Origin of the sequence: Pseudomonas sp. ADAK13 (assembly GCF_012935715.1) — a bacterium.
Classification (GTDB): domain Bacteria; phylum Pseudomonadota; class Gammaproteobacteria; order Pseudomonadales; family Pseudomonadaceae; genus Aquipseudomonas.
Map to the genome: position 1 here is coordinate 3,864,833 of NZ_CP052860.1, position 23,266 is coordinate 3,888,098.

Genomic DNA, 23,266 nt, shown 5'->3' on the forward strand with positions numbered 1-23,266 from the left:
ATACAAACCATGCCGCCTCCCGTACGCACTCCCGTCGCGGGTGGCAGGCCGGTATTTACGAGGAGCCCTGCGATGACCGAACAATTGCCCAAAGGCTACAGCCCGCGCCTGTACAACCAGGACCTGGGGCCGCTGCCGCAAAAATGGAACTGGTACAACATCTTCGCCTTCTGGATGAGCGACGTGCACAGCGTTGGCGGTTACGTGTTCGCCGCCAGCCTGTTTGCGCTGGGGCTGGCCAGTTGGCAGGTGCTGATCGCCTTGCTCGCCGGGATTTGCATTGTGCAATTGATCGCCAATCTGGTGGCCAAGCCGAGCCAGCAGGCGGCAGTGCCGTACCCGGTGATCTGCCGGTTGGCCTTTGGGGTGTTCGGAGCGAATATTCCTGCGGTGATTCGCGGTTTGATCGCGGTGGCCTGGTACGGGATTCAGACTTACCTGGCATCCAGCGCATTGATTATCGTGGTGCTGCGGTTTTTCCCACAGATGGCGGTATACGCAGAGCCACATTTTGCCGGCCTGTCGTACCTGGGCTGGTTCGGTTTCCTCAGTCTGTGGACGCTCCAGGCGCTGGTCTTCTGGGCCGGCATGGAGTCCATCCGTCGTTTTATCGACTGGGCGGGGCCCATTGTCTATGCGGTGATGTTTGCCCTGGCAGGCTGGATCGTGTGGAAGGCGGGCTGGGCCAATATCAGCTTCACCCTGGCGGAAAAGTCCCTGTCAGGCTGGCAAGCCTTTGGCCAAATCATCGTGGCGACGGCATTGGTGGTGTCGTACTTTTCCGGTCCGACCCTGAACTTCGGTGATTTCAGTCGTTACTGCCGGACGATGAAGGACGTGCGTCGCGGAAATTTCTGGGGCTTGCCGGTAAATTTCCTGGCGTTCTCCTTGGTCACCGTGGTGATTGTCTCGGGCACCTTGCCGGTGTTCGGCGAAATGCTCCACGACCCGATCGCCACGGTCTCGCGCATCGACAACGATATGGCCGTACTACTGGGGGCGTTCGCCTTTGTTACCGCGACCATCGGCATCAACATCGTCGCCAACTTTGTCTCGCCGGCCTTTGACTTTGCCAACGTGGCACCGAGCAAAATCAGCTGGCGCGCCGGCGGGATGATTGCGGCGGTGGCCTCGATCTTTATCACCCCGTGGAACCTGTTCAACAATCCGTTGATGATCCACTACACCCTCGACATCCTCGCGGCGTTTATCGGGCCGCTGTTCGGGATTCTGTTGGTGGATTACTACCTGGTGAAGAAGCAGAAGATCGACGTCGACGCGCTGTTCGACGACAGCCCGAGCGGGCGCTACTACTTTGATGGCGGCGTGAACTGGACGGCGGTCAAGGCGCTGGTGCCCGCGACGCTGGTGGGCGTCGCGATCACCTTCACTCCGGCCTTGCAGGGCATGGCCAACTTCGCCTGGTTTACCGGCTGCTTCCTGGGTGGGCTGTTTTTCCTGGTGCTGGCGCGGCGTGAACGGGTTCGCGCACCTGCGTCGATGGTTGCCGGCTGACCAGCACCGATCCTGCCACTACCAGACCGGCGCCAGCGACCACCAGCGCCGGTTGCAGGCCACCGCTGAGGTGGCTGCTGACCGACGCCAGCAACGGCCCGCTCAATTGGCCGATCGCAAAGCTGGCGGTCAGCAACCCGGTGCTGCGCTGGTAGCCATGGGGGGCGACCTCACGCAAGCGCGCCATCACCAACTGCATGCACGCCAGGAATGGCCCGCCGCACAGCAACACCCCCAGCCCCAGGCCCCAACCGTTGCCCAGCAGGCAGGCGAACACCCCGGCCGCTTGCAGCCAAAGGGTTGTCATCAGCCAGCGGCGGGTGGTGTCCGGGTCCTTGCGGCGCAGGCTCGCGACCACCACGCCAATCGCGGCGGCCAGGCCAAAGCAGGGCCAGAACAGGTCCGCTTGCCATGCGCCGTTGAATTGCGCGCTGGCCATCTGTGACAGGAATGTCGCCGGGATGATGTAGCCGAGACCGTACAACACGTAGATCCAGCACAGGTGGGTGATGCTGCCGTTGCTCACCACGTCGGTGTGGCTGGCAACGGGCGAGCTGGCGGCGGAAGGCTTGGGCAGGAACGGCAGGATGGCCAGCAGCATGACCAGCGCGACTGCGCCATACACCAGCCACAAGGTTGCAGAGTCTTGCCCCAGCAGGTTGGAGCCCAGCGCCAGTAACCCGGTCAACAGAATTCCCAGCCCCGGCCCGGCAAATACCAGTGCCCCCAGGCGTGGGCGCCCGGCCGCAATGGCCAGTGGCTGGCTCAGGCTGGTGATCATCACCAAGGCCCAGGCGCTTGCCACACCGGTACCAAAGCGCAACAACAAATGCGGCCAGAACCCATGGGCCCAGTACGACGCCAGGGTCAGCAGCACACATAACCACAGCCCGCCGTACAGGCGCCCGCGTACATGGTGATGGCTGCGGGCAAATATCGAGTCCACCGCGCCGACGAAGTAACCCAGGTAGTTGGCTGCCGCAATCAGGCCGGCGCCGGTCAAGTCGATCTGGCCCTCACTGAGCAAATGCGGCATTTGCGGGGTAAGCGCGAAGCGGCCAATGCCCATGGCCATCATCAAGGCGATAAAACTGGCGAGTAAGCGGATCAGCGGTGACATGGTGGTTTTTCCTGGGAGCAGCAAGTGACCCTCAGGCTAAAGTGGATTGACTTTCTTTAAAAATGAATAATAGTGAGTAACTTGTTCAGTTTTGGAGAACGGTGATGGAGTTTAGTCAATTGCGTATTTTCCAGGCGGTGGCCGAGGAGGGCTCCATCACCCGTGCGGCCGAGCGTTTGCACCGCGTGCCGTCCAACTTGTCGACCCGGCTTAAACAGATGGAAGAACAGCTGGGCGTCGAACTGTTCGTGCGCGAGCGCCAGCGCTTGCAGCTTTCTCCCGCAGGCAAAGTGTTGTTGGACTACAGCGCACGCCTGCTGGCCCTGCATGACGAAGCCCATGGCGCGGTGCAAGGCGGGCAACCGGCCGGTGACTTTGTGCTCGGCAGCATGTACAGCACGGCGGCGATTCACTTGCCCAAGCTGTTGGCGCGCTACCACAAGGCGTATCCGATGGTGAACCTGCAGGTGCAATCGGCCCCCAGCGGTGAGCTGCTGGAAGGCTTGATTACCGGGCGCCTCGACGCCGCGCTGGTGGACGGGCCGTTGACCCTGGCCACCCTGGATGGCGTGCCGCTGTGCGAGGAGCGCCTGCTGCTGATCTGCGAGGCGGACCACCCGCCCGTGCGTGGTCCGCAGGATGTTGCCGGCCGCTCGGTGTTCACGTTCCGACGCAGTTGTTCCTACCGGGCGCGGCTGGAAGCCTGGTTTTCCCACGACCGTGTGGCGATGGGCCGAGCCATCGAGATTGAGTCCTACCAGGGCATGCTGGCTTGTGTGATCGCCGGTTCCGGGGTGGCGTTGATGTCTGAATCGATGCTCGACAGCCTGCCGGGCAAGGACAGTGTGTCCATTCATCCGCTGGCCGAGCCTTTTGCCAGCGCCACCACCTGGTTGATGTGGCGCAAGGGCATGCTCGGCGCTAACCTCAATGCGTGGATTGACCTGCAGCAAGAGGGCAAGGTGGCACTGGAACCCTTAACCCGAGCGATTGCTTGAACGATCCGTCAGGATTTTGATCAATTCAGTAATAGTTCGTTGTGGTTTCGTTCAAGCATTACGTAGGACTTAGGGCTACTATCTGTAGGAAGCGGCCACAGAATTCCAGCCGCTCGGCATTACCCCAAGGGGGCACCATGAAAGAGAAACTGCAAAACTGGCTGCACGACCTCGGCGTCGCACTCGGCTTGATCGAGCCACCGCTGCAACCGGTGCCAATTCGCACCGATGACGAGCAGCGTCGCCCGCGTCGCAGGTAAGTCCTGGAAAGCGCCCAAACCCCCGGTGTTTGGGCGTGGTCTGAAGCGGCATAAATTTTATGTGGGAGCGGGCTTGCTCGCGAATACGGTGTATCAGTGAACTTTGCACTGACTGACACAGCGTATTCGCGAGCAAGCCCGCTCCCATATTTGTTTTGTGCACTTGCAAAAAAAAGGCTGGTCAGGAAAGTTTTCGAAAAAGCCATTTGATCATTTCGCGGAAATACTTGAGTAGTCCGAATCTGTGCACGTCAGTCATGCGTTGGCGTTCAAGTGTCGGAAGTGGACTACTTGTTTGTCAGAAGTGTCTGGCTTATTCAATTCTGAAGATAAGCGTAGGTTGAGTTCCGTTAGGAAAAGATTTGTATCGTTTGCATTTCCAGAAGCCCAACTTTATTGAACTCCCCTTGAGCACGTCAGAATTGTTGGAGATAAAGCTATGATGCTTTCTTCCGTCCCGCCAGTCGCTGCGTCACTCATCGCCATCACCGAAAATATTTTACATATCGCCCCTGCGTCCAGGGGCTGGAAGGCTGACGCGCCCAGCAATGTAGTATTTTTCCCGCCGACATTAACCAAGCAAGCGCTGCTTATGCAGATCGGACTGTTGCGCCCATCAACGATCATAGTCGGTGACCAGCCTATTGATGCAGATGTCATTGACCAATGGCGTGTATCCCACCCATTTGGAAACCTCTGTCTGGTCCGCAGAGGGACGAGCCTGGATAAGATTCGATTGGATCTGTGCGCCTCTAACAACATTCAAGTGATCCATACGCCGGGGGTCAACTCGCCGCATGTTGCCGCTTATATTGCACATTGGCTGACCCTGGCCGATGGCTCTCTCCCCGATGATATTTGTGTGCTGGGATACGGCAATGTTGGAAAAGAACTCGTCAAGTTATTACTTGATCGAAATCCGACTGTTCGGATTAAGGTGTTGGTTCGGCCCGGTCAAGTATCGGACGCTATCGGCAAAGTCTTTTCCGACACTAAAGTGTCATTTGTCGTGGACTTGCTCGAAGCAGTGAAGGGTGCCGAAGCAGTCGCCTTATGCTTGTCCCTGAATGATGAGTCTACTCATCGTATTGATCGGGCTCTTATTCAATGTATGCACAGGCAAGCTCGCCTGGTCTGTGTCGCCAAGCCGGATGTCTTCAGCGATGATGCTTTGCAGGCCCTGGCTACGGCAGAAGGTATCCAACTGGTATTGGACTACGGTCCCAGGACACTGCACGCTTTTCGCAGGCGTACAGAAGCACTCGGCTGTAGTGTCTACACCTGGTGCAAACCGGCAACGCTTACGACACAGGCGGCAACCACCGAAGCCTGCCATGGCGACCTTGACTATGCCGTCTCTGTTCAACTGAGCCTGGTAGCCTTGCGCAGCCTTGTCAGGCGCAAACTTGCACATTCATTGATGATCCCCACTCAGCAGGCACATGCCGGTGCACCGCGCGTGTCGATCATCGGCAGGGGTATCAACGGCCTGCTCCAGGCCGTGATGTCCCGCCTGGCGAATTATCAAGTCATCGTTTACGGAGGAACGCAGGCGCGCGACGGCGCCAGCCATAACAGGGTGAACATGCGCCATCTGTCAGCAACGGAGACGACGGCAAAGCCGCTATGCAATGGTTATCTGACGCCCGGAAATCAGTATCTGGCCGTTGAGTGCAATCGTGCAGGCATTGAGTTGTTTGAAAAGCTCCTCGCCGACAACCCGTCCCTCGCACCATTCGCGCGGTCGCGGATTGTACGAGCGTACGCGGACGACGCCAGTGGCGTAGAGGCCGCGATCCGCGAACAGTGCGATATCGAAAACAGGCCGTGGCCCAGTGGCAAGCCGGGCAATGAGCTTGCAGAGATCAGCCAGCCGCAATTCCAGGCAAGTTATGGAATTCCAGGGATCAGCCGGGCTATTGAGGTGTCGGGCTACGATCTGGAGTTTGCTCATCTAATGGATGAATTAGTGGCGCTTTTGCAGCGCTCCGGGGTTCAGTTCCTGCCCCGGAATTTGAGTCCGGTCCAGATTGCTGACCTGAGCAGAGAACACTTCGTCGTCACGGCCATGGGGGTAGAGGAACCCGAGGTGTTCGCGATCGTTGGCTGGTTTTTCAAACTGCATGCGGTGGGGAATGAGGGTGTCGAAATGCGCGGACTCAAGCTGCAGTACGACCTGCCCATCGGCGTCATGAATTGCCGCTTGGACGGAGACTTTATTCTTGTCTCCGGTGGTCGGGTTCCGCCCGATTCGATGCAGGAACATAAGGAGGAGGTACTGGCGGCGTGCCTGACGGCTGTGGCTCGGCACTTTCCAGCGTCCTACCGCAGCGCGATCGAAAGTGGCAACTTGCAGGTTATTGAATGTGCCCGGCCCGGCACCGCAGATGGACTTTCAATCGTTTATTGGTCCGCATACAACCGAATTGTCGCAGGGGCAACTTATGCCGGGGGTACAACCCAGGGATTGGTATGGGCTTCTTTGGTTCAGGAAGTCATTCAGGCAAGGGCGCCGGCGGTTTCGGTAATGTGGGAATGAAAAAAAACGGGTGCGACATCCGACGTCGCACCCGCTGAAGAAAGCTGCTTTCAACTATTCGTTCAGATCGCCCGAGCCGCAACAGCCTCCGGACGACGGGACAGCAAGCTCACCACCACAAAACTCACCAGGCCCACGCCCAGGCTGTAATAGATCGGGGTATTGGCGTCCAAACCGTCCTTGATCATGAACACCAGCGCCGTCACAAAGCCCAGGGTCATGGAGGTAATCGCCCCGGAAGTCGTCGCGCGCTTCCAGAAAATCGCCCCGATCAGCGGGATCAGCATGCCGCCCACCAGCAGGTTGTAAGCGAGGGTCAGTGCGCTGATCACATCGTTCACCACCAGCGCGATACCGAGTACGGCAATCCCCGTCAGCAGGGTAAACAGACGGTTGATCTTCAGGCTCGACTGTTTACCGCCCCGCAGGCGCGGCAGCAGGTCTTCGGTCAATACGGTGGACGCGGCAAGCAAGCCGGCGCTGGCGGTGGACATCATTGCGGCCAGTGCAGCAGCAATCACCAGGCCACGGATACCGTCCGGCAGCGAGACTTTGACGATGGCGGCAAACGCATTGTTGACGTTGTCCAGGTCCGGGATCAGTACGTGGGCGGCCATGCCGATCAGCGCACAGGCCAGGCCGTAGAGGATGCAGTAGAAACCGGCGAAAGTGCCTGCGTACTTGGCGACCTTTTCGTCACGGGCGGTGAACACCCGTTGCCAGATGTCCTGGCCGATCAGGATGCCGAAGAAGTAGATCATGAAGTAGGTGATGATGGTGTCCCAGCCAATTTCGGTGAAGCTGAAATTCGACGCGGGCAGCTTCGCCACCAATTCATCCCAGCCGCCGACGCGGTACAGGCAGATTGGCAGCAGGATAAACATCAGGCCGACGGTCTTGATCACGAACTGCACGATGTCAGTCAGGGTCAGCGACCACATGCCGCCGATGGTCGAGTACACCACCACCACGCCACCGCCCAGCAGCACCGAGATCCAGAACGGCAGGCCGAACAGCACTTGCAGTACGGTGCCGATGGCGAGGATCGAGGTCACGCCGATCATCAGCGCGTAAGCCAGCATGATCACCGCACTGGCCTGGCGGGCCATGGGGTTGTAGCGCTTTTCCAGGACCTGGGTCACGGTGAAGATTTTCAGTTTCAGCAGCGGCTTGGCCAGGAACAGGTTCAGCGCAATGATCCCCGCACCCAGGGCGGCGCACAGCCAGAAACCGGAAATGCCATGCACATAACCCAGGCGCACGGTGCCGACGGTGGATGCACCGCCCAGCACGGTGGCCGCCATGGTGCCCATGTACAGCGTCGGGCCCAGGTTGCGGCCGGCCACCAGGTAGTCTTCATGGGTCTTGGCCCGGCGCATGCCGTAGTAGCCGAGCACCAGCATGCCGGCGGCGTAGATGAGGACGACGAATAGATCTAAAGCCATGACGGCGAGTCTCCGATTATCTTTTTTATGTGGGGCTAAAGGGGGCTGTGTGGCGAGGGAGCTTGCTCCCGCTGGGCTGCGCAGCAGCCCCAATCCATTTCACGCCATTCATCAGGCGGCCTCGCGACTGTTGCGCAGTCGAACGGGAGCAAGCTCCCTCGCCACAGTCGGCCCGTAGACGGAAGCCGGTTCCGGGAACACGCGAAGCAGCGTCAGGTACACCAGCGAGGCCAGGCCCAGGGTGACCGGCAAGCTGATGTCGATGCCATCGGCGAGGTTGCCCAGCGGCCCGACAAACTGCCCCGGCAGGTTGACGAAGCACAGGCCCACCAGCGCACTCGGGATCCAGGCCCCCAGGCCGCGCCAGTTCCAGCCGTGGCTGAACCAGTAGCGCCCGCCGGTTTCACCACGCGTGAACACTTGCAGGTCGTCCGGGCAGTAGTAACCCCGGCGCACGATCAGGCCGATGATCATCATCACCATCCACGGCGTGGTGCAGGTGATGATCAGCACGGCGAAGGTCGACACGCTCTGCACCAGGTTGGCGGCGAAACGTCCGATAAAGATGAAGGCAATCGACATCACCCCGATCAGCAGCGTTGCCTTGACCCGCGACAGCAGCCTTGGGAACACGCTGGACATGTCCAGCCCGGTGCCATACAGCGAGGTGGTGCCGGTGGACATGCCGCCGATCACCGCGATCAGGCACACCGGCAGGAAGAACCAGCTCGGCGCCACGGCCAGCAGGCCGCCGACATAGTTGTTGGAGGCGATGTAGTCCGGTGCCTTGATCGCCACGATGGTCGCGGTGGCCAGGCCGAACAGGAACGGGATCAGGGTAGCGATCTGCGCGAACACCACCGCCAGCATGATCCGCATCTTCGAGGTTTCCCGCGGGATGTAGCGCGACCAGTCGCCGAGGAACGCGCCGAAGGAAATCGGGTTGCTCATGGCCACCAGTGCCGCACCGATAAACGCGGCCCAGAAGCCGGTCTGGCCGAGGGCGACGGTGCCGGCGAAGTGGCTGTCGAAAGCGGGCGCGAAGGCGAAGATGCCCAGCAGGAACAGCAGGCTGGCCGCCCACACCGCGATACGGTTGACCCACAGCATGAAGCGAAAGCCGTAGATGCACACCGTCAGCACCAGAATGGCGAACACGCCGTAGGCCAGGCCCAGGGTCAGGTCGGTTTCCGGCAAGCCCACCAGCCGTTTCGCACCGCCCACCAGCGCATCGCCTGAACTCCACACCGACAGTGAGAAGAACGCGATCGCGGTCAGCAGCGACAGGAACGAGCCGACAATCCGCCCGTGCACACCAAAATGCGCACCGGAAGACACCGCGTTATTGGTGCCATTGAGCGGCCCGAACAGGCCCATGGGCGCGAGGATCACCGCACCCACCAGCACGCCCAGCACAATCGCCCAGACGCCGGCCTGGAACGACAAGCCAAACAGCACTGGAAAGCTCCCCAGCACGGCGGTGGCGAAGGTATTGGCACCGCCGAAAATCAGGCGAAACAAATCCTTCGGCCCGGCGGTACGTTCGTGGTCCGGGATCTGTTCGACGCCGTTGGTTTCTATGTTGCGAATACTATTTTCGTTGTTTTTATTATTCATGATCAGCTCCGATCACATTGGCTAAGGGGGCGGCAGCCCTTCCGGCATAGCGGACAAATGTTCGTGACAGGCCAGCCACAGGCCTTCTTTTTGTTGTGTGCGATCACCTTGCCGTTTGAAGACAATGGTCTCGCGTTCCTGGCTAAAGAATTGCTCCCCGTTCATGCGCAGCTCGGTGGCCACGTCATGCACAAATACCGCGATGTCACCTTGCAGGCTGACGAATGCGTTGCTTGAGGTGCAGGACAGCACCTCAAATCCCTCGTCCCGGCGCCAGCTGTCCCACAACACCTGGTAGGCGTCGCGACTCAGCAGCGGCTGGGGGAGGGTGTAGAACACGAAGCTGGCGTCGGCGCTGAACGCACCGAAGTAAGCCTCGCGGTCATTGCGGGCGAAGGCCGACACCAGGTCGGCCGCGGCTTTTAACACCTCGGCCTGGTCGCTCATCAGCGGTGCGCCACGCCAGGCAGTACGCAGAGCATTTCGTACAGCAGGTTGGCGCCCAGCAGCGAGGTGTTGCCGGTGGTGTCGTACGGCGGCGAAACTTCTACCAGATCGCAACCAATCAAATCCAGGCCTTGGCAGCCGCGGATGATTTCAATCGCCTGGATCGTGGTCAAGCCACCGATTTCCGGGGTGCCGGTGCCAGGTGCCCAGGCCGGGTCGATGCCGTCGATGTCGAAGCTCAGGTACACCGGACCGCCGCCGACTTTCTCGCGCACTTCGGCCATCAAGGGTGCCAGCGAGTGGTGCCAGCATTCTTCGGCCTGGACCACACGGAAACCCTGCTTGCGGCTCCAGTTGAAGTCTTCGGCGGTATAGCCCTGGGCGCGCAGGCCGATTTGAACAACGCGGTCGCAATCCAGCAGGCCTTCTTCCACCGCGCGGCGGAAGGTGGTGCCGTGGGCGATTTTCTCGCCGAACATATGGTCGTTGACGTCAGCGTGGGCATCAATGTGCACCAGCCCGACCTTGCCGTGTTTCTTGTGGATCGCCCGCAGGATCGGCAGGGTGATGGTGTGGTCACCGCCCAGGGTCATCGGGATTACGTTGTGTTCGAGGATCTCGTCGTAGGCTTCTTCGATGATGCGCACGGCGTCCAGCAGGTTGAAGGTGTTGATCGCCACGTCGCCGATGTCGGCAACCGACAGCGAGTCAAACGGTGCAGCACCGGTAGCCATGTTGTAAGGGCGGATCATCACCGATTCGGCGCGGATTTCCCGAGGCCCGAAACGGGTGCCGGCACGCAGGGAGGTGCCGATGTCCAGGGGCACGCCGACGAAGGCGGCATCCAGGCCCTTGGCCGATTGCAAATGGGGAAGACGCATCATGGTGGCGATGCCGGCGAAGCGCGGCATTTCGTTGCCGCCCAGTGGTTGGTGGAAAATCTTGTCCACGGGATTGCCTCATCGTTTTGTTTATTAGAAGCCGATTCTGCGAAATGCACGGGAGGGGAAGAATCGGCAGGGGCAAATACTTAGTTCAGATTTTTCTAAACTAATGGCTGAGGTAAACTCGGCTGCAACTGTAGGAGCTGGCTTGCCAGCGATGCAGGCGCCTCGGTGTAACAGGCGCACCGAGTGGATTCCATCGCTGGCAAGCCAGCTCCTGCAGGTTTTGTGTTATTTGGAGATCTTATGGCCAACGCCTTGCCCGACCTGAAACTCCTGCGCATCTTCGTCAGCGTCGTGCGGCACCAGGGTTTCGCCAACGCCCAGCACGAACTCAACCTGTCGACCTCGGCCATCAGCACCTACATGAGCCAGCTCGAAGCCGCGTTGGGCCTGGTGCTGTGCCATCGCGGCCGGGGCGGGTTCAGCCTGACCAGCAAGGGCGAGCTGTTCCATCAGGAAACCCTGCGTCTGTTGGGCGAGCTGGAAGGCTTCGAGCAATATGCCGCCGCACTCAAAGGTGAGTTGCGCGGCACCCTGAAGCTCGGCGTGCTCGACTCCACCGTCAGCGACAAGGCTTTGCCGTTTGCCGAAGTCATCGGCGCCTACAGCCAGGAGCACCCGGCGGTGCATTTGCATCTGTCGGTGATGAGCCCCTACGAATTGCAGCTTGGGGTACAGGACAATCGCCTGGACCTGGCCATCGGCGCCTTCTCCAACCGGATGAGCGGGCTGATCTATATGCCGCTCTACCGCGAACAGCACTGGCTGTATTGCAGCACCCGCCACCCGTTGTTCAACGAGCGGCGTATCCCTGAACAAGTCATCACCCAGCAGCGCATGGTCGGCCGCGGCTACTGGAGCCAGGCCGAACTGGCGCGCCACGGCTTCAAGCACAGCGCCGCCACGGTAGAAAGTATGGAGGCGCAGTTGATCCTGGTGCTGTCCGGCGCCTACATCGGCTACTTGCCGGAGCACTACGCCCAGGCCTGGGCCGACAAGGGCGACTTGCGGGTGCTGCTGCCGGCGACCTTTGGTTACCAGGCGCCGTTCTCGATGATCATGCGTCGGGGCCGCAGCCGCGAGCCGTTGATCCAGACGTTCCGCGATTTACTCAAAGCCCAGCTCAACCAGGCCTGAAAACCCATGTCCAGACCCCAATGTTCCCGCTGCCTGCGGCCCACCACCCATTGCCTGTGCGCGCTGATCCCGAGCCTGGAGAGCCGCACCCGCGTGTTGCTGTTGCAGCATCCGAGTGAGGTCAATCATGCATTGAACACCGCGCGCTTGGCGGCCCTCGGACTGGTGAATGCGCAGTTAATAGTGGGAGAGGTATTTGAGGATTTGCAGGCGCTGTTGAATCCGCCGGGTTATCAGGCGCGGCTGTTATTCCCTGCCGAGGACGCGCAACCGCTGCAGGCCTACACGCCATCCGACGAACCGTTGCTGCTGGTAGTGCCGGACGGGACCTGGCGCAAGGCGCGCAAGCTGCTGCACCTCAATCCCTTGTTGGCGGCGTTGCCTCGGGTGACGCTGGCAGAAGGTGCCGTGTCCCGGTATCGACTGCGCAAGGCGCCGGGGCCCGGGGCTTTGTCGACGGTGGAAGCCATCGTGCAGGCATTGCAGGTGCTTGAAGCGCCCACTTCATTTGAGCCGCTGTTGAAACCATTCGAGGCGTTGATCGAAGGGCAAATTGCCGCGATGGGCGACGAAGTGTTCCAGAGAAACCACGGCCCGGCCTGACTTATTCTATTAAGCGATAAGCACCACACTTTGCGTGATATGGCCCGCCAGTCTTTCCCGGTATGATAGTCGCCCCCGCAGTCTGGATTGCGAATACGCCATGACCTTGCAGTACCCCACCATCGCCGATTGCGTCGGCAACACCCCGCTGGTCCGCTTGCAGCGCCTGCCGGGCAACACCAGCAATACCTTGTTGCTCAAGCTCGAAGGGAACAACCCGGCCGGCTCGGTCAAGGACCGCCCGGCGCTGTCGATGATCACCCGCGCCGAGCTGCGTGGGCAGATCAAGCCCGGCGACACCCTGATCGAAGCCACCTCCGGTAACACCGGGATTGCCCTGGCCATGGCCGCCGCCATCAAGGGCTACCGGATGATTCTGATCATGCCCGACAACGGCAGCGCCGAGCGCAAGGCGGCGATGACGGCCTATGGCGCCGAGTTGATCCTGGTCACCCAGGAAGAAGGCATGGAAGGCGCCCGCGACCTCGCCGAGCGCATGGCCGCCGAAGGCCGTGGCCTGGTGCTGGACCAGTTCGCCAACGGCGACAACCCCGAGGCGCACTACACCACCACCGGCCCGGAAATCTGGCGCCAGACCCAGGGCACCATCACTCACTTCGTGAGTTCGATGGGCACCACCGGCACCATCATGGGCAATTCGCGCTACCTCAAGGAGCAGAACCCCGAGATCCAGATCGTCGGCCTGCAACCGATGGAAGGCGCGGCGATCCCGGGGATCCGTCGTTGGCCCGAAGAGTACTTGCCGAAAATTTATAACTCGGCCCGCGTCGATCGCATCATCGACATGGCCCAGCGTGAAGCCGAAGACACCACCCGCCGGTTGGCCCGTGAAGAAGGCATCTTCTGTGGCGTGTCGTCCGGTGGCGCCGTTGCCGGGATGTTGCGCTTGTCCCAGGAGTTGGAAAACGCAGTGATCGTCGCGATCATCTGTGACCGTGGCGACCGTTACTTGTCGACCGGCATTTTCGACGCGCCCAACTGATGGCCAAGCACGAGAGAGGCCTACGCTTCCAACCGACGGGCGGCAGCCGGGCCCCACAGATTCCTGTAGGCAAGAAGCAACGCCTGACCATCGAGCGCCTGGCCAACGACGGCCGCGGCATTGTGTTCTTTGAAGGCCGCACCTGGTTTGTAGTGGGTGCCCTGGCCGGCGAAGAGGTTGAGGCGCGGGTGCTGGGCGCCCATGGCAAAGTGGTCGAGGCACGCACCGAACGCGTATTTACCGCCAGTGAACTGCGCCGCCCGGCACCCTGTGTGCACGCCGGCCGCTGTGGCGGTTGCAGCCTGCAACACTTGCCCCATGACGAACAGCTCGCCCTGAAACAGCGCATGCTCGCCGAGCAATTATCCCGTGTGGCAGGTGTCGAACCCCAGGAGTGGGCCGCGCCGTTGAGCGGGCCGGAATTCGGCTATCGCCGTCGCGCCCGCGTGGCCGTGCGCTGGGATGCCAAGGCGAAGAAACTCGAGGTGGGTTTTCGCGCCGTGGCCAGCCAGGACATCGTCGGGATCGATGATTGCCCTGTGCTGGTACAGGCCTTGCAGCCGATCATGCAGCGTTTGCCGAACATGCTTCGGCGCTTGAGCAAGCCTCAGGCGCTGGGGCATGTGGAGTTGTTCAGCGGGTCGTCGATTGCCGTGTTGTTGCGACACATGGCGCCCTTGTCCGAAGCGGACCTGACGATCCTGCAGGAATTTTGTACCTTCCATGAAGCCCAGCTGTGGCTGCATGGCGAGGGCCAGCCGCAACCCTTCGAACCGGACCAGGCCCTGGGCTATCGTCTGGAACAGTGGGATTTGCAGTTGGCGTACCGCCCGGGAGACTTCGTGCAGGTCAACGCCGGGGTCAACGAGGCGATGGTTGCCCAGGCCCTGGAATGGCTGGCGCCAAAGCCCGACGAGCGGGTGCTGGATTTGTTTTGTGGCTTGGGCAACTTCGCCTTGCCGCTGGCCCGTCAGGTGCGGGAAGTGGTCGCGGTGGAAGGTGTGCAAGCCATGGTGGACCGGGCGGCACAGAATGCCGTCAGCAATAATTTGCATAATGCGCAGTTTTTTCAGGCCGATTTGTCCCAGCCTTTGACCGACGCGGAATGGGCCAAAGAGGGCTTTTCTGCGGTACTCTTGGACCCACCCCGCGATGGTGCCCTGGAGGTTGTGCGCAAGCTCGCCACTCTGGGGGCTGATCGCCTGGTGTATGTGTCCTGCAATCCGGCAACGCTGGCGCGGGACACGGTCGAGTTGGTCAAGCAAGGCTACCGGCTAAAACGTGCCGGGATCCTCGACATGTTTCCCCAGACGGCCCATGTCGAGGCCATGGCGTTATTTGAAGCGGGCTAGGATGCCCGTTTAATCCGACTGGCCTGCATCTCCTGGGCCTGTGACCTGCCAGGGAGCGTGCATAAGCTTTTTTTGTAAAGCAGGTCAGCGATGATTTTGACGCACTAAAAGGTGCGTCGTAGGGAAGGTAAGCAAGATGGTACAGGTGAGAGCACACCAGCCGATCAACACCGACGGCAGTATCAATCTCGAGGCATGGCTGGATCATGCCATCAGTGTCGACCCGGCACTGGACCGTGAAGCCTTGAAAGCAGCCTGCGAGTTCGCTCGTGAGTCTGAGCAGCAAGACAATGCGGCCAAGAACCTGTGGGCCGAAGGCACTTCAAGCTTTCGCACCGGGTTGGAAATCGCCGAGATCCTCGCCGATCTCAAGCTCGATCAGGATTCACTGATCGCAGCGGTACTGTATCGCGGCGTGCGCGAAGGGCATATTCAACTGCCCACCGTCAGCCAGCGTTTCGGCACCGTGGTGGCCAAGCTGATCGACGGCGTGCTGCGCATGGCGGCCATCAGCGCCAGCCTCAGCCCCCGCCAGTCCATGGTGCTGGGCACCCAGGGCCAGGTGGAAAACCTGCGCAAGATGCTGGTGGCGATGGTCGACGACGTTCGCGTCGCGCTGATCAAGCTGGCCGAGCGCACCTGCGCGATTCGTGCGGTGAAGACCGCCGACGACGAAAAGCGCAACCGCGTCGCCCGCGAGGTGTTCGACATCTACGCGCCGCTGGCCCACCGCCTGGGTATCGGCCATATCAAGTGGGAGCTGGAGGACTTGTCCTTCCGGTACCTCGAACCCGATCAGTACAAGCAGATTGCCACGCTGCTCCATGAGCGGCGGCTGGACCGTGAGCGTTTCATCGCCGACGTGATGAGCCAATTGCGCACGGAATTGCAGGCCACCGGGGTTGAAGCCGACATCAGTGGCCGGGCCAAGCACATCTATTCCATCTGGCGCAAAATGCAGCGCAAGGGCCTGGCCTTCAGCCAGATCTACGACGTGCGCGCCGTGCGCGTGCTGGTGCCGGAAATGCGCGACTGCTACACCGCGCTGGGTATCGTCCACACGCTGTGGCGCCACATCCCCAAGGAATTCGACGACTACATCGCCAACCCCAAGGAAAACGGTTACCGCTCGTTGCACACGGCGGTGATCGGCCCCGAGGGCAAGGTGCTGGAAGTGCAGATCCGCACCCACGCGATGCACGAGGAAGCGGAGCTGGGCGTATGCGCCCACTGGCGCTACAAGGGCACCGACGTCAAGGCCGGGTCCAACCAGTACGAGGAGAAAATCTCCTGGTTGCGCCAGGTGCTGGAATGGCACGAAGAGCTGGGCGACATCGGCGGTTTGGCCGATCAGTTGCGGGTGGATATCGAACCCGACCGGGTCTACATCTTCACCCCCGACGGCCACGCGATCGACTTGCCCAAGGGCGCCACGCCGCTGGATTTTGCCTACCGCGTGCACACCGAGATCGGCCACAACTGCCGTGGCGCGAAGATCAACGGGCGCATCGTACCGCTCAACTACAGCCTGCAGACCGGTGAGCAGGTCGAGATTATCACCAGCAAGCACGGTACGCCGAGCCGCGACTGGTTGAACCCGAACCTGGGCTACATCACCACGTCCCGGGCCCGGGCGAAGATCGTCCACTGGTTCAAGTTGCAGGCGCGCGACCAGAACGTCGCCGCCGGCAAGACCTTGCTCGAACGCGAATTGGCGCGCCTTGGCCTGCCGCAGGTGGACTTCGACAAGCTGGCCGAAAAGGCCAACATGAAGATCGCCGAAGACATGTTCGCCGCCCTCGGTGCCGGCGATCTGCGCCTGGCGCAGTTGGTTAATCTGGCCCAGCAACTGGTTGAGCCGGAGCGCGGCAGCGAGCAACTGGAACTGATCCCGCGCAAGGCCACGGGCTACAAGCCGGGCAAGCGTGGCGATATCCAGATCCAGGGCGTCGGCAACCTGATGACGCAAATGGCCGGCTGCTGCCAGCCATTGCCGGGCGACGCCATCGTCGGCTACATCACCCAGGGCCGCGGGGTGAGCATTCACCGCCAGGACTGTGCCTCGGTGTTGCAGCTGGGCGGGCGCGAACCGGAGCGGATCATCCAGGTCAGCTGGGGCCCGGTGCCGGTGTTGACCTATCCGGTGGACATCGTCATCCGTGCCTACGACCGTTCGGGGCTGTTGCGTGACGTATCGCAAGTGCTGCTCAACGAGCGGATCAACGTGCTGGCAGTCAATACCCGCTCGAATAAAGAGGACAACACGGCGTTGATGTCCCTGACCATCGAGATTCCGGGGCTGGACGCGTTGGGTCGGTTGCTGGGGCGTATTTCCCAGTTGCCGAACATCATTGAGACCCGGCGCAACCGGACACCATGAGTAGCCCGATGTATTCGCTTGAAGATCTGCTGTATTTGATGAACCGCCTGCGGGACCCGCAATACGGGTGCCCGTGGGACATCAAGCAAACCTACGCCACCATCGTTCCCCACACCCTGGAAGAAGCCTACGAAGTCGCCGACGCCATCGAGCGCGGGGATTTCGATCACCTGCAGGGTGAGTTGGGCGACCTGTTGTTCCAGGTGGTGTATTACAGCCAGCTGGCGCGGGAAGAAGGGCGTTTCGAATTTGCCGGGGTGATCGACAGCATCACCCGCAAGCTGATTCGTCGTCATCCACACGTTTTTCCTACCGGCGACTTGTATGCACCGCTGGATATCCCGCAATTGAGCGAGGAGCAGGTCAAGCTGCGCTGGGAAGAGATCAAAGCCGAGGAGCGTGCGGAGAAGTCCGACGCGCCACAGCAATTATCCCTGCTGGATGACGTGCCCACGGCCTTGCCGGCGCTTTCCCGTGCTGCGAAGTTGCAAAAGCGCGCCGGGCAGGTGGGTTTCGACTGGCCGGCTGCGTTGCCGGTGGTGGACAACGTGCGCGAAGAGCTGGATGAAGTGCTCGAAGCCATGGCCGACAACGACCCGGCCGCCATCGCCGATGAGGTAGGTGACCTGCTGTTTGCGGCGGTCAACCTGGCCCGTCATCTGGAGGTCGACCCGGAAGCCGCCTTGCGTTTAGCCAATGCAAAATTCGAACGACGTTTCCGATTTATCGAACAGGCATTGCGCGAGACCCACCGTCCCATAGAAGATTGCACCCTCGAAGAGTTGGACGCCCTGTGGGGCGAAGCCAAACGCCAGGAAAAGAACCTGTCCAGCTGCGGCTGAGCCGTTGCCCAAGTGAGTAAGCACCATGAGCATTTCCCTTCGCGACCAGTTGCTCAAAGCAGGCCTGGTCAACCAAAAGCAGGCCAAGCAGGTCGGCAAAGAGAAACAGAAACAGCAGCGTCTGGTGCATAAAGGCCAGGCCGAGGCCGACGACAGCCAGGCGCGCCTGGCCATTGAAGCCCACGCCGAGAAGGTCAAGCGTGACCAGGAGCTGAACCGCCAGCAGCAGGAAAAAGCCGAGGCCAAGGCCCGTGTTGCCCAGGTCAAGCAACTGATCGAAACCTCGCGCCTGCCCAAGCTGACCACCGAGGACTACTACAACTTCGTGGATGACAAGAAGGTCAAGCGCCTGTCGGTCAACACGCTGATGCGTAACAAACTGAGCAACGGCTCCCTGGCAATCGTCCATCACGGTGGCGGTTACGAGGTGATCCCGCGCGAAGCCGCTCTGAAGATCCAGGAGCGGGCGCCGGAGCGTATCGTGCAGATGAACGTGCTGACCGAAAGCCAGGTGCCGGATGAGGATGATCCGTACGCCGCCTACCAGATCCCTGATGACCTGATGTGGTAAGGCTCTAGAAACAACACTGTGGCAAGGGAGCTTGTTGTGGCAAGGGAGCTTGTTGTGGTGAGGGGGCTTGTCCCCCGCTGGGGCGCGAAGCGCCCCCAAAATCCCAACCCCCACCCCCTATAAACACAAACCCCGCTCAAAAGGCGGGGTTTGTGTTTATAGACACTCCAGCTGCGTGGGGCTGGGTGTCTATCGGATTTCAGAGTTTCAGGAGCTTTGCGCCTGGCGTTTCATCTCAAGGGTCTCGAGCTCGTTTTTATAATTATGAGCTTCGGCCTCGTCGTGAAACATGCCGACCAGCAGGTCTTGCTGGTGTACATCCCAGATGTGAATCCCGTGGGCTACTGCTTCGTGGGACATATGTTCGTCGTCGCGTTCAGTTACTTTTACAGTCATCTGCTTGCTCCAATCTCTGGTTGATCTGCGGCAAGGCGTCGCAGGCATTTGTTATATGATTTGTTAGCTTGCTAAGTAAATAACCAGGAATTGCAACACACCTTTACAGAAACTGGCGTAATCCCGCGAGCCCACGGAAACCGCGACATAGCGTCGCAGGGCGCTGAGTTTTATGACAAAAGTTTCATGTTGGCGTCAGGCGACAGGCGAAAAAAAGCCCCGCATACGCGAGGCTCTTTCACTGCATGGCAGATCAGCTGCCTTTGACAGCCTTGCCGTCAACGGTACCGTCTTGCAGCATGATGTTGTATTCCTTGCCGTCGGTCTCGACCTGGCGCAGGGCGACCAGAATGCCGCCCCAGTCCTTGGCAAACCACATTTGGGTAATGCGCTTGCTTTGAGTCGGGTCACGTACGCGCTCGACCTTGATCGCATCGATCGAGCCGGCTTTGGTCTGGACCTTTTCCGGGCCGATCACGCGGAAGTCGTAGGTATCGACATCAGTACCTTCGACGACGTTGTAGCTCATGCTTTTCTTGCCGGCTGCAACATCGCGCTGCAGTGCCAACTGGTAGGTCGACTTGTCGAGCATGCCGCTTTGAAGGGCAACGTTGACCGCGTCCTTGTTTTCAAAGCCGGTGACTTTCTTGGCCGTCTGATCGAAGTCGAGGTTGATCTTCTTCGTCTTGCCCAGGCCACCACGTTCGAAGGTGTAGCTCACCGGCTGCAGGGCATCTTTGTCGAAGCGGATCACACTGGTTTCAGTCAGGCTGGCGATCATCATGGAAGCCTTGAAATTCAAGGTCCAGGTGCCGTTGTCATTCTTGGTCAGGCTGCGTTCTGCCGAACCACTCATGGGCAACTGTTTCCAGTCGGCGGTGTAGCTGGCGGAGAAAGGGTGAAGGTCTGCCGCTTGCACGGCAGGCAAGGCGAACAGCGCAAAGGCGAAGAGCAGGGCGCGACGCATAAAGTCTCCTAGGTTCGAATCAAGTGGCCGCTGGCCGCAAGTAACTGACCGTCCAATAATGCACCGTGGTCGCCAAGAATCAACCGCCCCTCAGCGAACCAGCGAACAGCCAGCGGGTAAATCCTGTGTTCCTGGGTGTGAACCCGTTGCGCAAGCGTCTGCGCAGAGTCCGCAGACTCTACCGGAACTACTGCCTGTACGACCAGAGGCCCGCCATCGAGTTCCTCGGTAACAAAGTGCACGCTGCAGCCGTGCTCGGTGTCGCCAGCCTCCAGGGCGCGCTGGTGAGTGTGTAACCCTTTGTATTTTGGCAGCAGGGACGGGTGGATATTCAGCAGGCGCCCGTTGTAGTGGCGCACGAAGTCAGCGCTGAGAATGCGCATGAAGCCGGCCAGTACCACGAGTTTGGGATTGAAGGCGTCGATCAGTTCGATCAAGGCGCGGTCGAAGGCCTCGCGGCCTTCGAAAGCCTTGTGATCCAGGGAGCGGGTGTCGATACCTGCGTCCCTGGCGCGTTGCAGGCCGTAGGCGTCGCTGCGGTTGGAGATCACCGCAGCGATGCGCACCGGGCTGTCGCCGGCGCGCGTGCTGTCGATCAGGGCCTGCAAGTTACTGCCGGTGCCGGAGAGCAGCACCACGACATCACAGGTCTGGGACATCAATGAGCCTTGAGGTTCTTCAGTTCAACCTGGGCGGCGCCTTCAGGGGCGGTGGCGATCTGGCCGATGACCCAAGGCTGCTCGCCGGCTTCACGCAGTACGTTCAACGCGGTTTCAACGTGCTCTTGAGCCACGCAGATCACCATGCCCACGCCGCAGTTCAGCACGCGGTGCATTTCGGTTTCGTTGACGTTGCCTTGCTCTTGCAGCCAGTCGAAGACTGCCGGGCGCTGCCAGCTGGCCACGTCGACAATCGCCTGGGCGCCTTTAGGCAGCACGCGCGGGATGTTGTCCAGCAGGCCGCCACCGGTGATGTGGGCCATGGCCTTGACGGCACCGGTGTCCTTGATCAGCTTGAGCAACGGCTTCACGTAGATGCGGGTCGGGGCCATCAGCAGGTCGGTCAGAGGCTTGCCGTCGAGCTGGATGGTTTCGATGTCGGCGCCGGACACTTCGATGATCTTGCGGATCAGCGAGTAGCCGTTGGAGTGCGGGCCGGAGGATGGCAGGGCCAGCAGGGCGTCACCGGCAGCGACTTTGGAGCCGTCGATGATTTCGGATTTTTCTACAACGCCGACGCAGAAGCCGGCCAGGTCGTAGTCTTCGCCTTCGTACATGCCAGGCATTTCAGCGGTTTCGCCGCCGACCAGAGAGCAGCCGGACAGTTCGCAGCCCGCGCCGATGCCGGTAACCACTTGGGTCGCGGTCTCGACGTTGAGCTTGCCGGTGGCGTAGTAATCAAGGAAGAACAGCGGCTCGGCGCCGCACACCACCAGGTCGTTCACGCACATGGCAACCAGGTCGATGCCGATGCTGTCGTGCTTGTTCAGGTTCAGTGCCAGGCGCAGCTTGGTGCCCACACCGTCGGTGCCGGAGACCAATACAGGCTGCTTGTAGCCGGCCGGGATTTCGCAGAGGGCGCCAAAACCGCCCAGGCCGCCCATGACTTCGGGGCGCGCAGTGCGCTTGGCGACGCTCTTGATGCGTTCGACCAATGCTTCACCGGCGTCGATGTCTACACCGGCGTCCTTGTAGCTCAGGGAGGGTTGCTTGCTCATGATCCAGGCCTTTAGGGGGGATTCAGGGGTAACGACCGAATGCGGCGGGTGTACCGAAACCTGAAGTTTCAGCATGGCCTGCCATTGACGGTCTGCGAAGGCGCGCGATTTTATCAGGCTTGAGGGGCAGCGGCCATCCTCGGGCCGACGGGCAGGGGCAATAGCTGTTAAAAAAATCGCTAATCGAGTCGGTCACGGGCCGTATTAAGGTATAGCCTTTAACTCGCTATCGTTATGACAGTACAAAAACTTGCCGAGGCCTTGTGAATGTTTTGCCGGTCGCTGTGGTCACAGCCTTGCTCAACACTGTTCACGCGGTCTGTTCCAACCGCTTATTTTGCCGTTCGGGAATCTTCTTTCATGGGTCTGAGTAAATATTTTTTTGTGGGCTGTTTGTCGTTGGTCAGCCTGGCGAGTCATGCCGAAACCCTCAATGGCCTCTATCAAGTACTTGAGCCGGTCAGCAACCAGTCTCCTCAGGAGCGTGACCAGGCTACCCAGCGCGCCGTGCAAACCCTGGTGATCCGCCTCACGGGCGACGCGAAGGCAGCCGATGGCCCGGCCCTGGCAGCGATTCGCAAGGACCCGCAACAGATCATCAGCCAGTACGGCTACGACGCCGGCCCTCCGGAAAGCCTGCAAGTGGATTTCGACCCGGTCAGCACCGATCGCGCCTTGCGTGGCGCGGGCCTGGCGCTGTGGGGCAGCAATCGGCCGTCGATCCTCGGTTGGTGGTTGAACGATTCCGTTGAAGGCAGCAGTTTGGTCGGCGATGGCCAGGCCGTCGCCCAGCCACTGCGCCGTGCGGCCCAGCACCGTGGTTTGCCGTTGCGCCTGCCGTTGGGTGACCTGGACGAGCAAATCGTCGCCACCGCGCCAAATCTTGAAAGCCCTGACGCCACGCCATTGCGGGCCGCCTCCGAACGTTACGGCGCCGACGCCTTGCTGGCGGTGCATGCCCGTGAAGACGGTGGCCAATGGTCGGCCAAATGGCGCCTGTGGCTCGGCGATAAAAGCGAGCAGGGCACTGCCACCGGCGCTGACACCGCCGCGTTGGCCGATGCCGTGCTGCTGGCCGTCAGCGAACGCCTGGCGCCACGTTTTGCGGTCAAGGCCGGCGCTGCCACCAGCGATCAGTTGCTGGAAGTGCAGGGCATGAACCTGGAGCATTACGCGGCCCTCGGTCATCTGCTGGAGCCGTTTGGTGCCCAGCCGGTGCGTGTGGACGGCACTCGCATCGTGTATCGGGTGAACGGCAGTGCCGAGCAGTTGCGCAGCCAGTTGAGCCTGGCCAAGTTGCAGGAAGTCCCGGCAGGCGAAGCTCCGGCTCCGCAGCCGGTGGTGGAAGGTGCACAACCGGCGCCGGTCGAGCCGACGCCGCAGTTACGTTTTCATTGGTAAGCGTTCTTC

General features: G+C 60.7%; 21 protein-coding genes. 12 read left to right on the forward strand and 9 right to left on the reverse strand.

The genetic code is table 11. The features are described 5' to 3' along the window. Nucleotides 1-72 precede the first annotated feature (72 nt). Nucleotides 73-1,515, forward strand: coding sequence for an NCS1 family nucleobase:cation symporter-1 (locus HKK54_RS17910; RefSeq protein WP_169387366.1), 1,443 nt, complete (start codon nt 73-75; stop codon nt 1,513-1,515). On the opposite strand, the gene HKK54_RS17915 is transcribed toward HKK54_RS17910, so the two are convergent. After that, a complete protein-coding gene (locus HKK54_RS17915) occupies nt 1,427-2,635 on the reverse strand; it encodes an MFS transporter (protein WP_169387367.1) in 1,209 nt (402 codons plus the stop codon). The genes HKK54_RS17910 and HKK54_RS17915 overlap by 89 nt on opposite strands. Nucleotides 2,636-2,739: 104 nt before the next feature. Between HKK54_RS17915 and ptrR the strand changes: the two genes are divergently transcribed. The 3 genes from ptrR to HKK54_RS17925 all read left to right on the forward strand — a co-directional run bounded on the left by ptrR (nt 2,740) and on the right by HKK54_RS17925 (nt 6,432). Continuing rightward, nucleotides 2,740-3,633, forward strand: coding sequence for a putrescine utilization regulator PtrR (ptrR, locus tag HKK54_RS17920; protein WP_010176483.1), 894 nt, complete (start codon nt 2,740-2,742; stop codon nt 3,631-3,633). Nucleotides 3,634-3,770: 137 nt separating this feature from the next. Next, entirely contained in the window at nt 3,771-3,893 is a 123-nt protein-coding gene (locus HKK54_RS33795) for a PA1414 family protein (protein ID WP_003210728.1), read from the forward strand. Between the two features lie 439 nt (nt 3,894-4,332). Then, nucleotides 4,333-6,432, forward strand: coding sequence for an FAD-dependent oxidoreductase (locus HKK54_RS17925; protein ID WP_169387368.1), 2,100 nt, complete (start codon nt 4,333-4,335; stop codon nt 6,430-6,432). 62 nt (nt 6,433-6,494) lie between these two features. On the opposite strand, the gene HKK54_RS17930 is transcribed toward HKK54_RS17925, so the two are convergent. The 4 genes from HKK54_RS17930 to speB form a co-directional block, all read right to left on the reverse strand. Next, on the reverse strand, nt 6,495-7,877 hold the full coding sequence (locus tag HKK54_RS17930) for a sodium:solute symporter (protein ID WP_169387369.1): 1,383 nt from the start codon (nt 7,875-7,877) through the stop codon (nt 6,495-6,497). Nucleotides 7,878-7,988: 111 nt separating this feature from the next. Continuing rightward, nucleotides 7,989-9,494 carry a purine-cytosine permease family protein gene (locus tag HKK54_RS17935; RefSeq protein ID WP_169387370.1) on the reverse strand — a complete coding sequence of 502 codons (1,506 nt, stop codon included), beginning with the start codon at nt 9,492-9,494 and terminating at the stop codon, nt 7,989-7,991. 21 nt (nt 9,495-9,515) lie between these two features. Further along, a complete protein-coding gene (locus HKK54_RS17940) occupies nt 9,516-9,941 on the reverse strand; it encodes a YybH family protein (protein WP_169387371.1) in 426 nt (141 codons plus the stop codon). After that, a complete protein-coding gene (speB, locus tag HKK54_RS17945) occupies nt 9,941-10,891 on the reverse strand; it encodes an agmatinase (RefSeq protein ID WP_003210733.1) in 951 nt (316 codons plus the stop codon). The genes HKK54_RS17940 and speB overlap by 1 nt, the downstream gene beginning before the upstream one ends. 240 nt (nt 10,892-11,131) lie before the next feature. Between speB and HKK54_RS17950 the strand changes: the two genes are divergently transcribed. The 7 genes from HKK54_RS17950 to HKK54_RS17980 all read left to right on the forward strand — a co-directional run bounded on the left by HKK54_RS17950 (nt 11,132) and on the right by HKK54_RS17980 (nt 18,776). Continuing rightward, nucleotides 11,132-12,025 (forward strand): LysR family transcriptional regulator, encoded by an 894-nt coding sequence (locus HKK54_RS17950; RefSeq protein ID WP_003210734.1) that lies wholly within the window; start codon nt 11,132-11,134, stop codon nt 12,023-12,025. Nucleotides 12,026-12,031: 6 nt separating this feature from the next. Further along, entirely contained in the window at nt 12,032-12,628 is a 597-nt protein-coding gene (locus HKK54_RS17955) for a tRNA-uridine aminocarboxypropyltransferase (RefSeq protein ID WP_169387372.1), read from the forward strand. 100 nt (nt 12,629-12,728) lie between these two features. Next, nucleotides 12,729-13,631, forward strand: a complete 903-nt coding sequence (gene cysM / locus HKK54_RS17960) for a cysteine synthase CysM (RefSeq protein WP_029616143.1) — start codon at nt 12,729-12,731, stop codon at nt 13,629-13,631. After that, entirely contained in the window at nt 13,631-14,983 is a 1,353-nt protein-coding gene (gene rlmD / locus HKK54_RS17965) for a 23S rRNA (uracil(1939)-C(5))-methyltransferase RlmD (protein WP_010176476.1), read from the forward strand. Before cysM ends, rlmD begins: the two co-directional genes overlap by 1 nt. Before the next feature lie 136 nt (nt 14,984-15,119). Then, nucleotides 15,120-17,363, forward strand: coding sequence for a GTP diphosphokinase (relA, locus tag HKK54_RS17970; RefSeq protein WP_010176475.1), 2,244 nt, complete (start codon nt 15,120-15,122; stop codon nt 17,361-17,363). 8 nt (nt 17,364-17,371) lie between these two features. Then, nucleotides 17,372-18,205, forward strand: a complete 834-nt coding sequence (mazG, locus tag HKK54_RS17975) for a nucleoside triphosphate pyrophosphohydrolase (protein WP_169387373.1) — start codon at nt 17,372-17,374, stop codon at nt 18,203-18,205. A 25-nt stretch (nt 18,206-18,230) separates the two neighbouring features. Continuing rightward, a complete protein-coding gene (locus tag HKK54_RS17980) occupies nt 18,231-18,776 on the forward strand; it encodes a DUF2058 domain-containing protein (RefSeq protein ID WP_010176473.1) in 546 nt (181 codons plus the stop codon). A gap of 207 nt (nt 18,777-18,983) precedes the next feature. Here HKK54_RS17980 and HKK54_RS17985 read toward each other — a convergent pair whose 3' ends face one another. From HKK54_RS17985 to purM, 4 genes are all read right to left on the reverse strand, one after another. Continuing rightward, nucleotides 18,984-19,172 carry a hypothetical protein gene (locus HKK54_RS17985; protein WP_003210741.1) on the reverse strand — a complete coding sequence of 63 codons (189 nt, stop codon included), beginning with the start codon at nt 19,170-19,172 and terminating at the stop codon, nt 18,984-18,986. Nucleotides 19,173-19,425: 253 nt separating this feature from the next. Further along, nucleotides 19,426-20,139, reverse strand: coding sequence for a DUF3108 domain-containing protein (locus tag HKK54_RS17990; protein WP_010176472.1), 714 nt, complete (start codon nt 20,137-20,139; stop codon nt 19,426-19,428). 8 nt (nt 20,140-20,147) lie between these two features. After that, nucleotides 20,148-20,798 carry a phosphoribosylglycinamide formyltransferase gene (gene purN, locus HKK54_RS17995; protein ID WP_010176471.1) on the reverse strand — a complete coding sequence of 217 codons (651 nt, stop codon included), beginning with the start codon at nt 20,796-20,798 and terminating at the stop codon, nt 20,148-20,150. Next, nucleotides 20,798-21,856, reverse strand: coding sequence for a phosphoribosylformylglycinamidine cyclo-ligase (purM, locus tag HKK54_RS18000; RefSeq protein ID WP_169387374.1), 1,059 nt, complete (start codon nt 21,854-21,856; stop codon nt 20,798-20,800). Before purM ends, purN begins: the two co-directional genes overlap by 1 nt. Nucleotides 21,857-22,216: 360 nt before the next feature. On the opposite strand from purM, the gene HKK54_RS18005 reads away from it, so the two are divergent. After that, nucleotides 22,217-23,257, forward strand: a complete 1,041-nt coding sequence (locus HKK54_RS18005; RefSeq protein ID WP_169387375.1) for a DUF2066 domain-containing protein — start codon at nt 22,217-22,219, stop codon at nt 23,255-23,257. Nucleotides 23,258-23,266 lie beyond the last annotated feature (9 nt).

What these genes read in the sequence shown, in the direction of transcription:
- purM (WP_169387374.1), bottom strand. Translation starts at nt 21,856, where the DNA reads ATGAGCAAGCAACCCTCCCTGAGCTACAAGGACGCCGGTGTAGACATC.
- rlmD (WP_010176476.1), top strand. Translation starts at nt 13,631, where the DNA reads ATGGCCAAGCACGAGAGAGGCCTACGCTTCCAACCGACGGGCGGCAGC.
- HKK54_RS17935 (WP_169387370.1), bottom strand. Translation starts at nt 9,494, where the DNA reads ATGAATAATAAAAACAACGAAAATAGTATTCGCAACATAGAAACCAAC.
- HKK54_RS17985 (WP_003210741.1), bottom strand. Translation starts at nt 19,172, where the DNA reads ATGACTGTAAAAGTAACTGAACGCGACGACGAACATATGTCCCACGAA.
- purN (WP_010176471.1), bottom strand. Translation starts at nt 20,798, where the DNA reads ATGTCCCAGACCTGTGATGTCGTGGTGCTGCTCTCCGGCACCGGCAGT.
- HKK54_RS17930 (WP_169387369.1), bottom strand. Translation starts at nt 7,877, where the DNA reads ATGGCTTTAGATCTATTCGTCGTCCTCATCTACGCCGCCGGCATGCTG.
- ptrR (WP_010176483.1), top strand. Translation starts at nt 2,740, where the DNA reads ATGGAGTTTAGTCAATTGCGTATTTTCCAGGCGGTGGCCGAGGAGGGC.
- relA (WP_010176475.1), top strand. Translation starts at nt 15,120, where the DNA reads ATGGTACAGGTGAGAGCACACCAGCCGATCAACACCGACGGCAGTATC.
- HKK54_RS17955 (WP_169387372.1), top strand. Translation starts at nt 12,032, where the DNA reads ATGTCCAGACCCCAATGTTCCCGCTGCCTGCGGCCCACCACCCATTGC.
- cysM (WP_029616143.1), top strand. Translation starts at nt 12,729, where the DNA reads ATGACCTTGCAGTACCCCACCATCGCCGATTGCGTCGGCAACACCCCG.
- HKK54_RS17910 (WP_169387366.1), top strand. Translation starts at nt 73, where the DNA reads ATGACCGAACAATTGCCCAAAGGCTACAGCCCGCGCCTGTACAACCAG.
- HKK54_RS17990 (WP_010176472.1), bottom strand. Translation starts at nt 20,139, where the DNA reads ATGCGTCGCGCCCTGCTCTTCGCCTTTGCGCTGTTCGCCTTGCCTGCC.
- HKK54_RS17950 (WP_003210734.1), top strand. Translation starts at nt 11,132, where the DNA reads ATGGCCAACGCCTTGCCCGACCTGAAACTCCTGCGCATCTTCGTCAGC.
- HKK54_RS17925 (WP_169387368.1), top strand. Translation starts at nt 4,333, where the DNA reads ATGATGCTTTCTTCCGTCCCGCCAGTCGCTGCGTCACTCATCGCCATC.
- HKK54_RS17980 (WP_010176473.1), top strand. Translation starts at nt 18,231, where the DNA reads ATGAGCATTTCCCTTCGCGACCAGTTGCTCAAAGCAGGCCTGGTCAAC.
- HKK54_RS17940 (WP_169387371.1), bottom strand. Translation starts at nt 9,941, where the DNA reads ATGAGCGACCAGGCCGAGGTGTTAAAAGCCGCGGCCGACCTGGTGTCG.
- mazG (WP_169387373.1), top strand. Translation starts at nt 17,372, where the DNA reads ATGTATTCGCTTGAAGATCTGCTGTATTTGATGAACCGCCTGCGGGAC.
- HKK54_RS18005 (WP_169387375.1), top strand. Translation starts at nt 22,217, where the DNA reads ATGGGTCTGAGTAAATATTTTTTTGTGGGCTGTTTGTCGTTGGTCAGC.
- HKK54_RS33795 (WP_003210728.1), top strand. Translation starts at nt 3,771, where the DNA reads ATGAAAGAGAAACTGCAAAACTGGCTGCACGACCTCGGCGTCGCACTC.
- HKK54_RS17915 (WP_169387367.1), bottom strand. Translation starts at nt 2,635, where the DNA reads ATGTCACCGCTGATCCGCTTACTCGCCAGTTTTATCGCCTTGATGATG.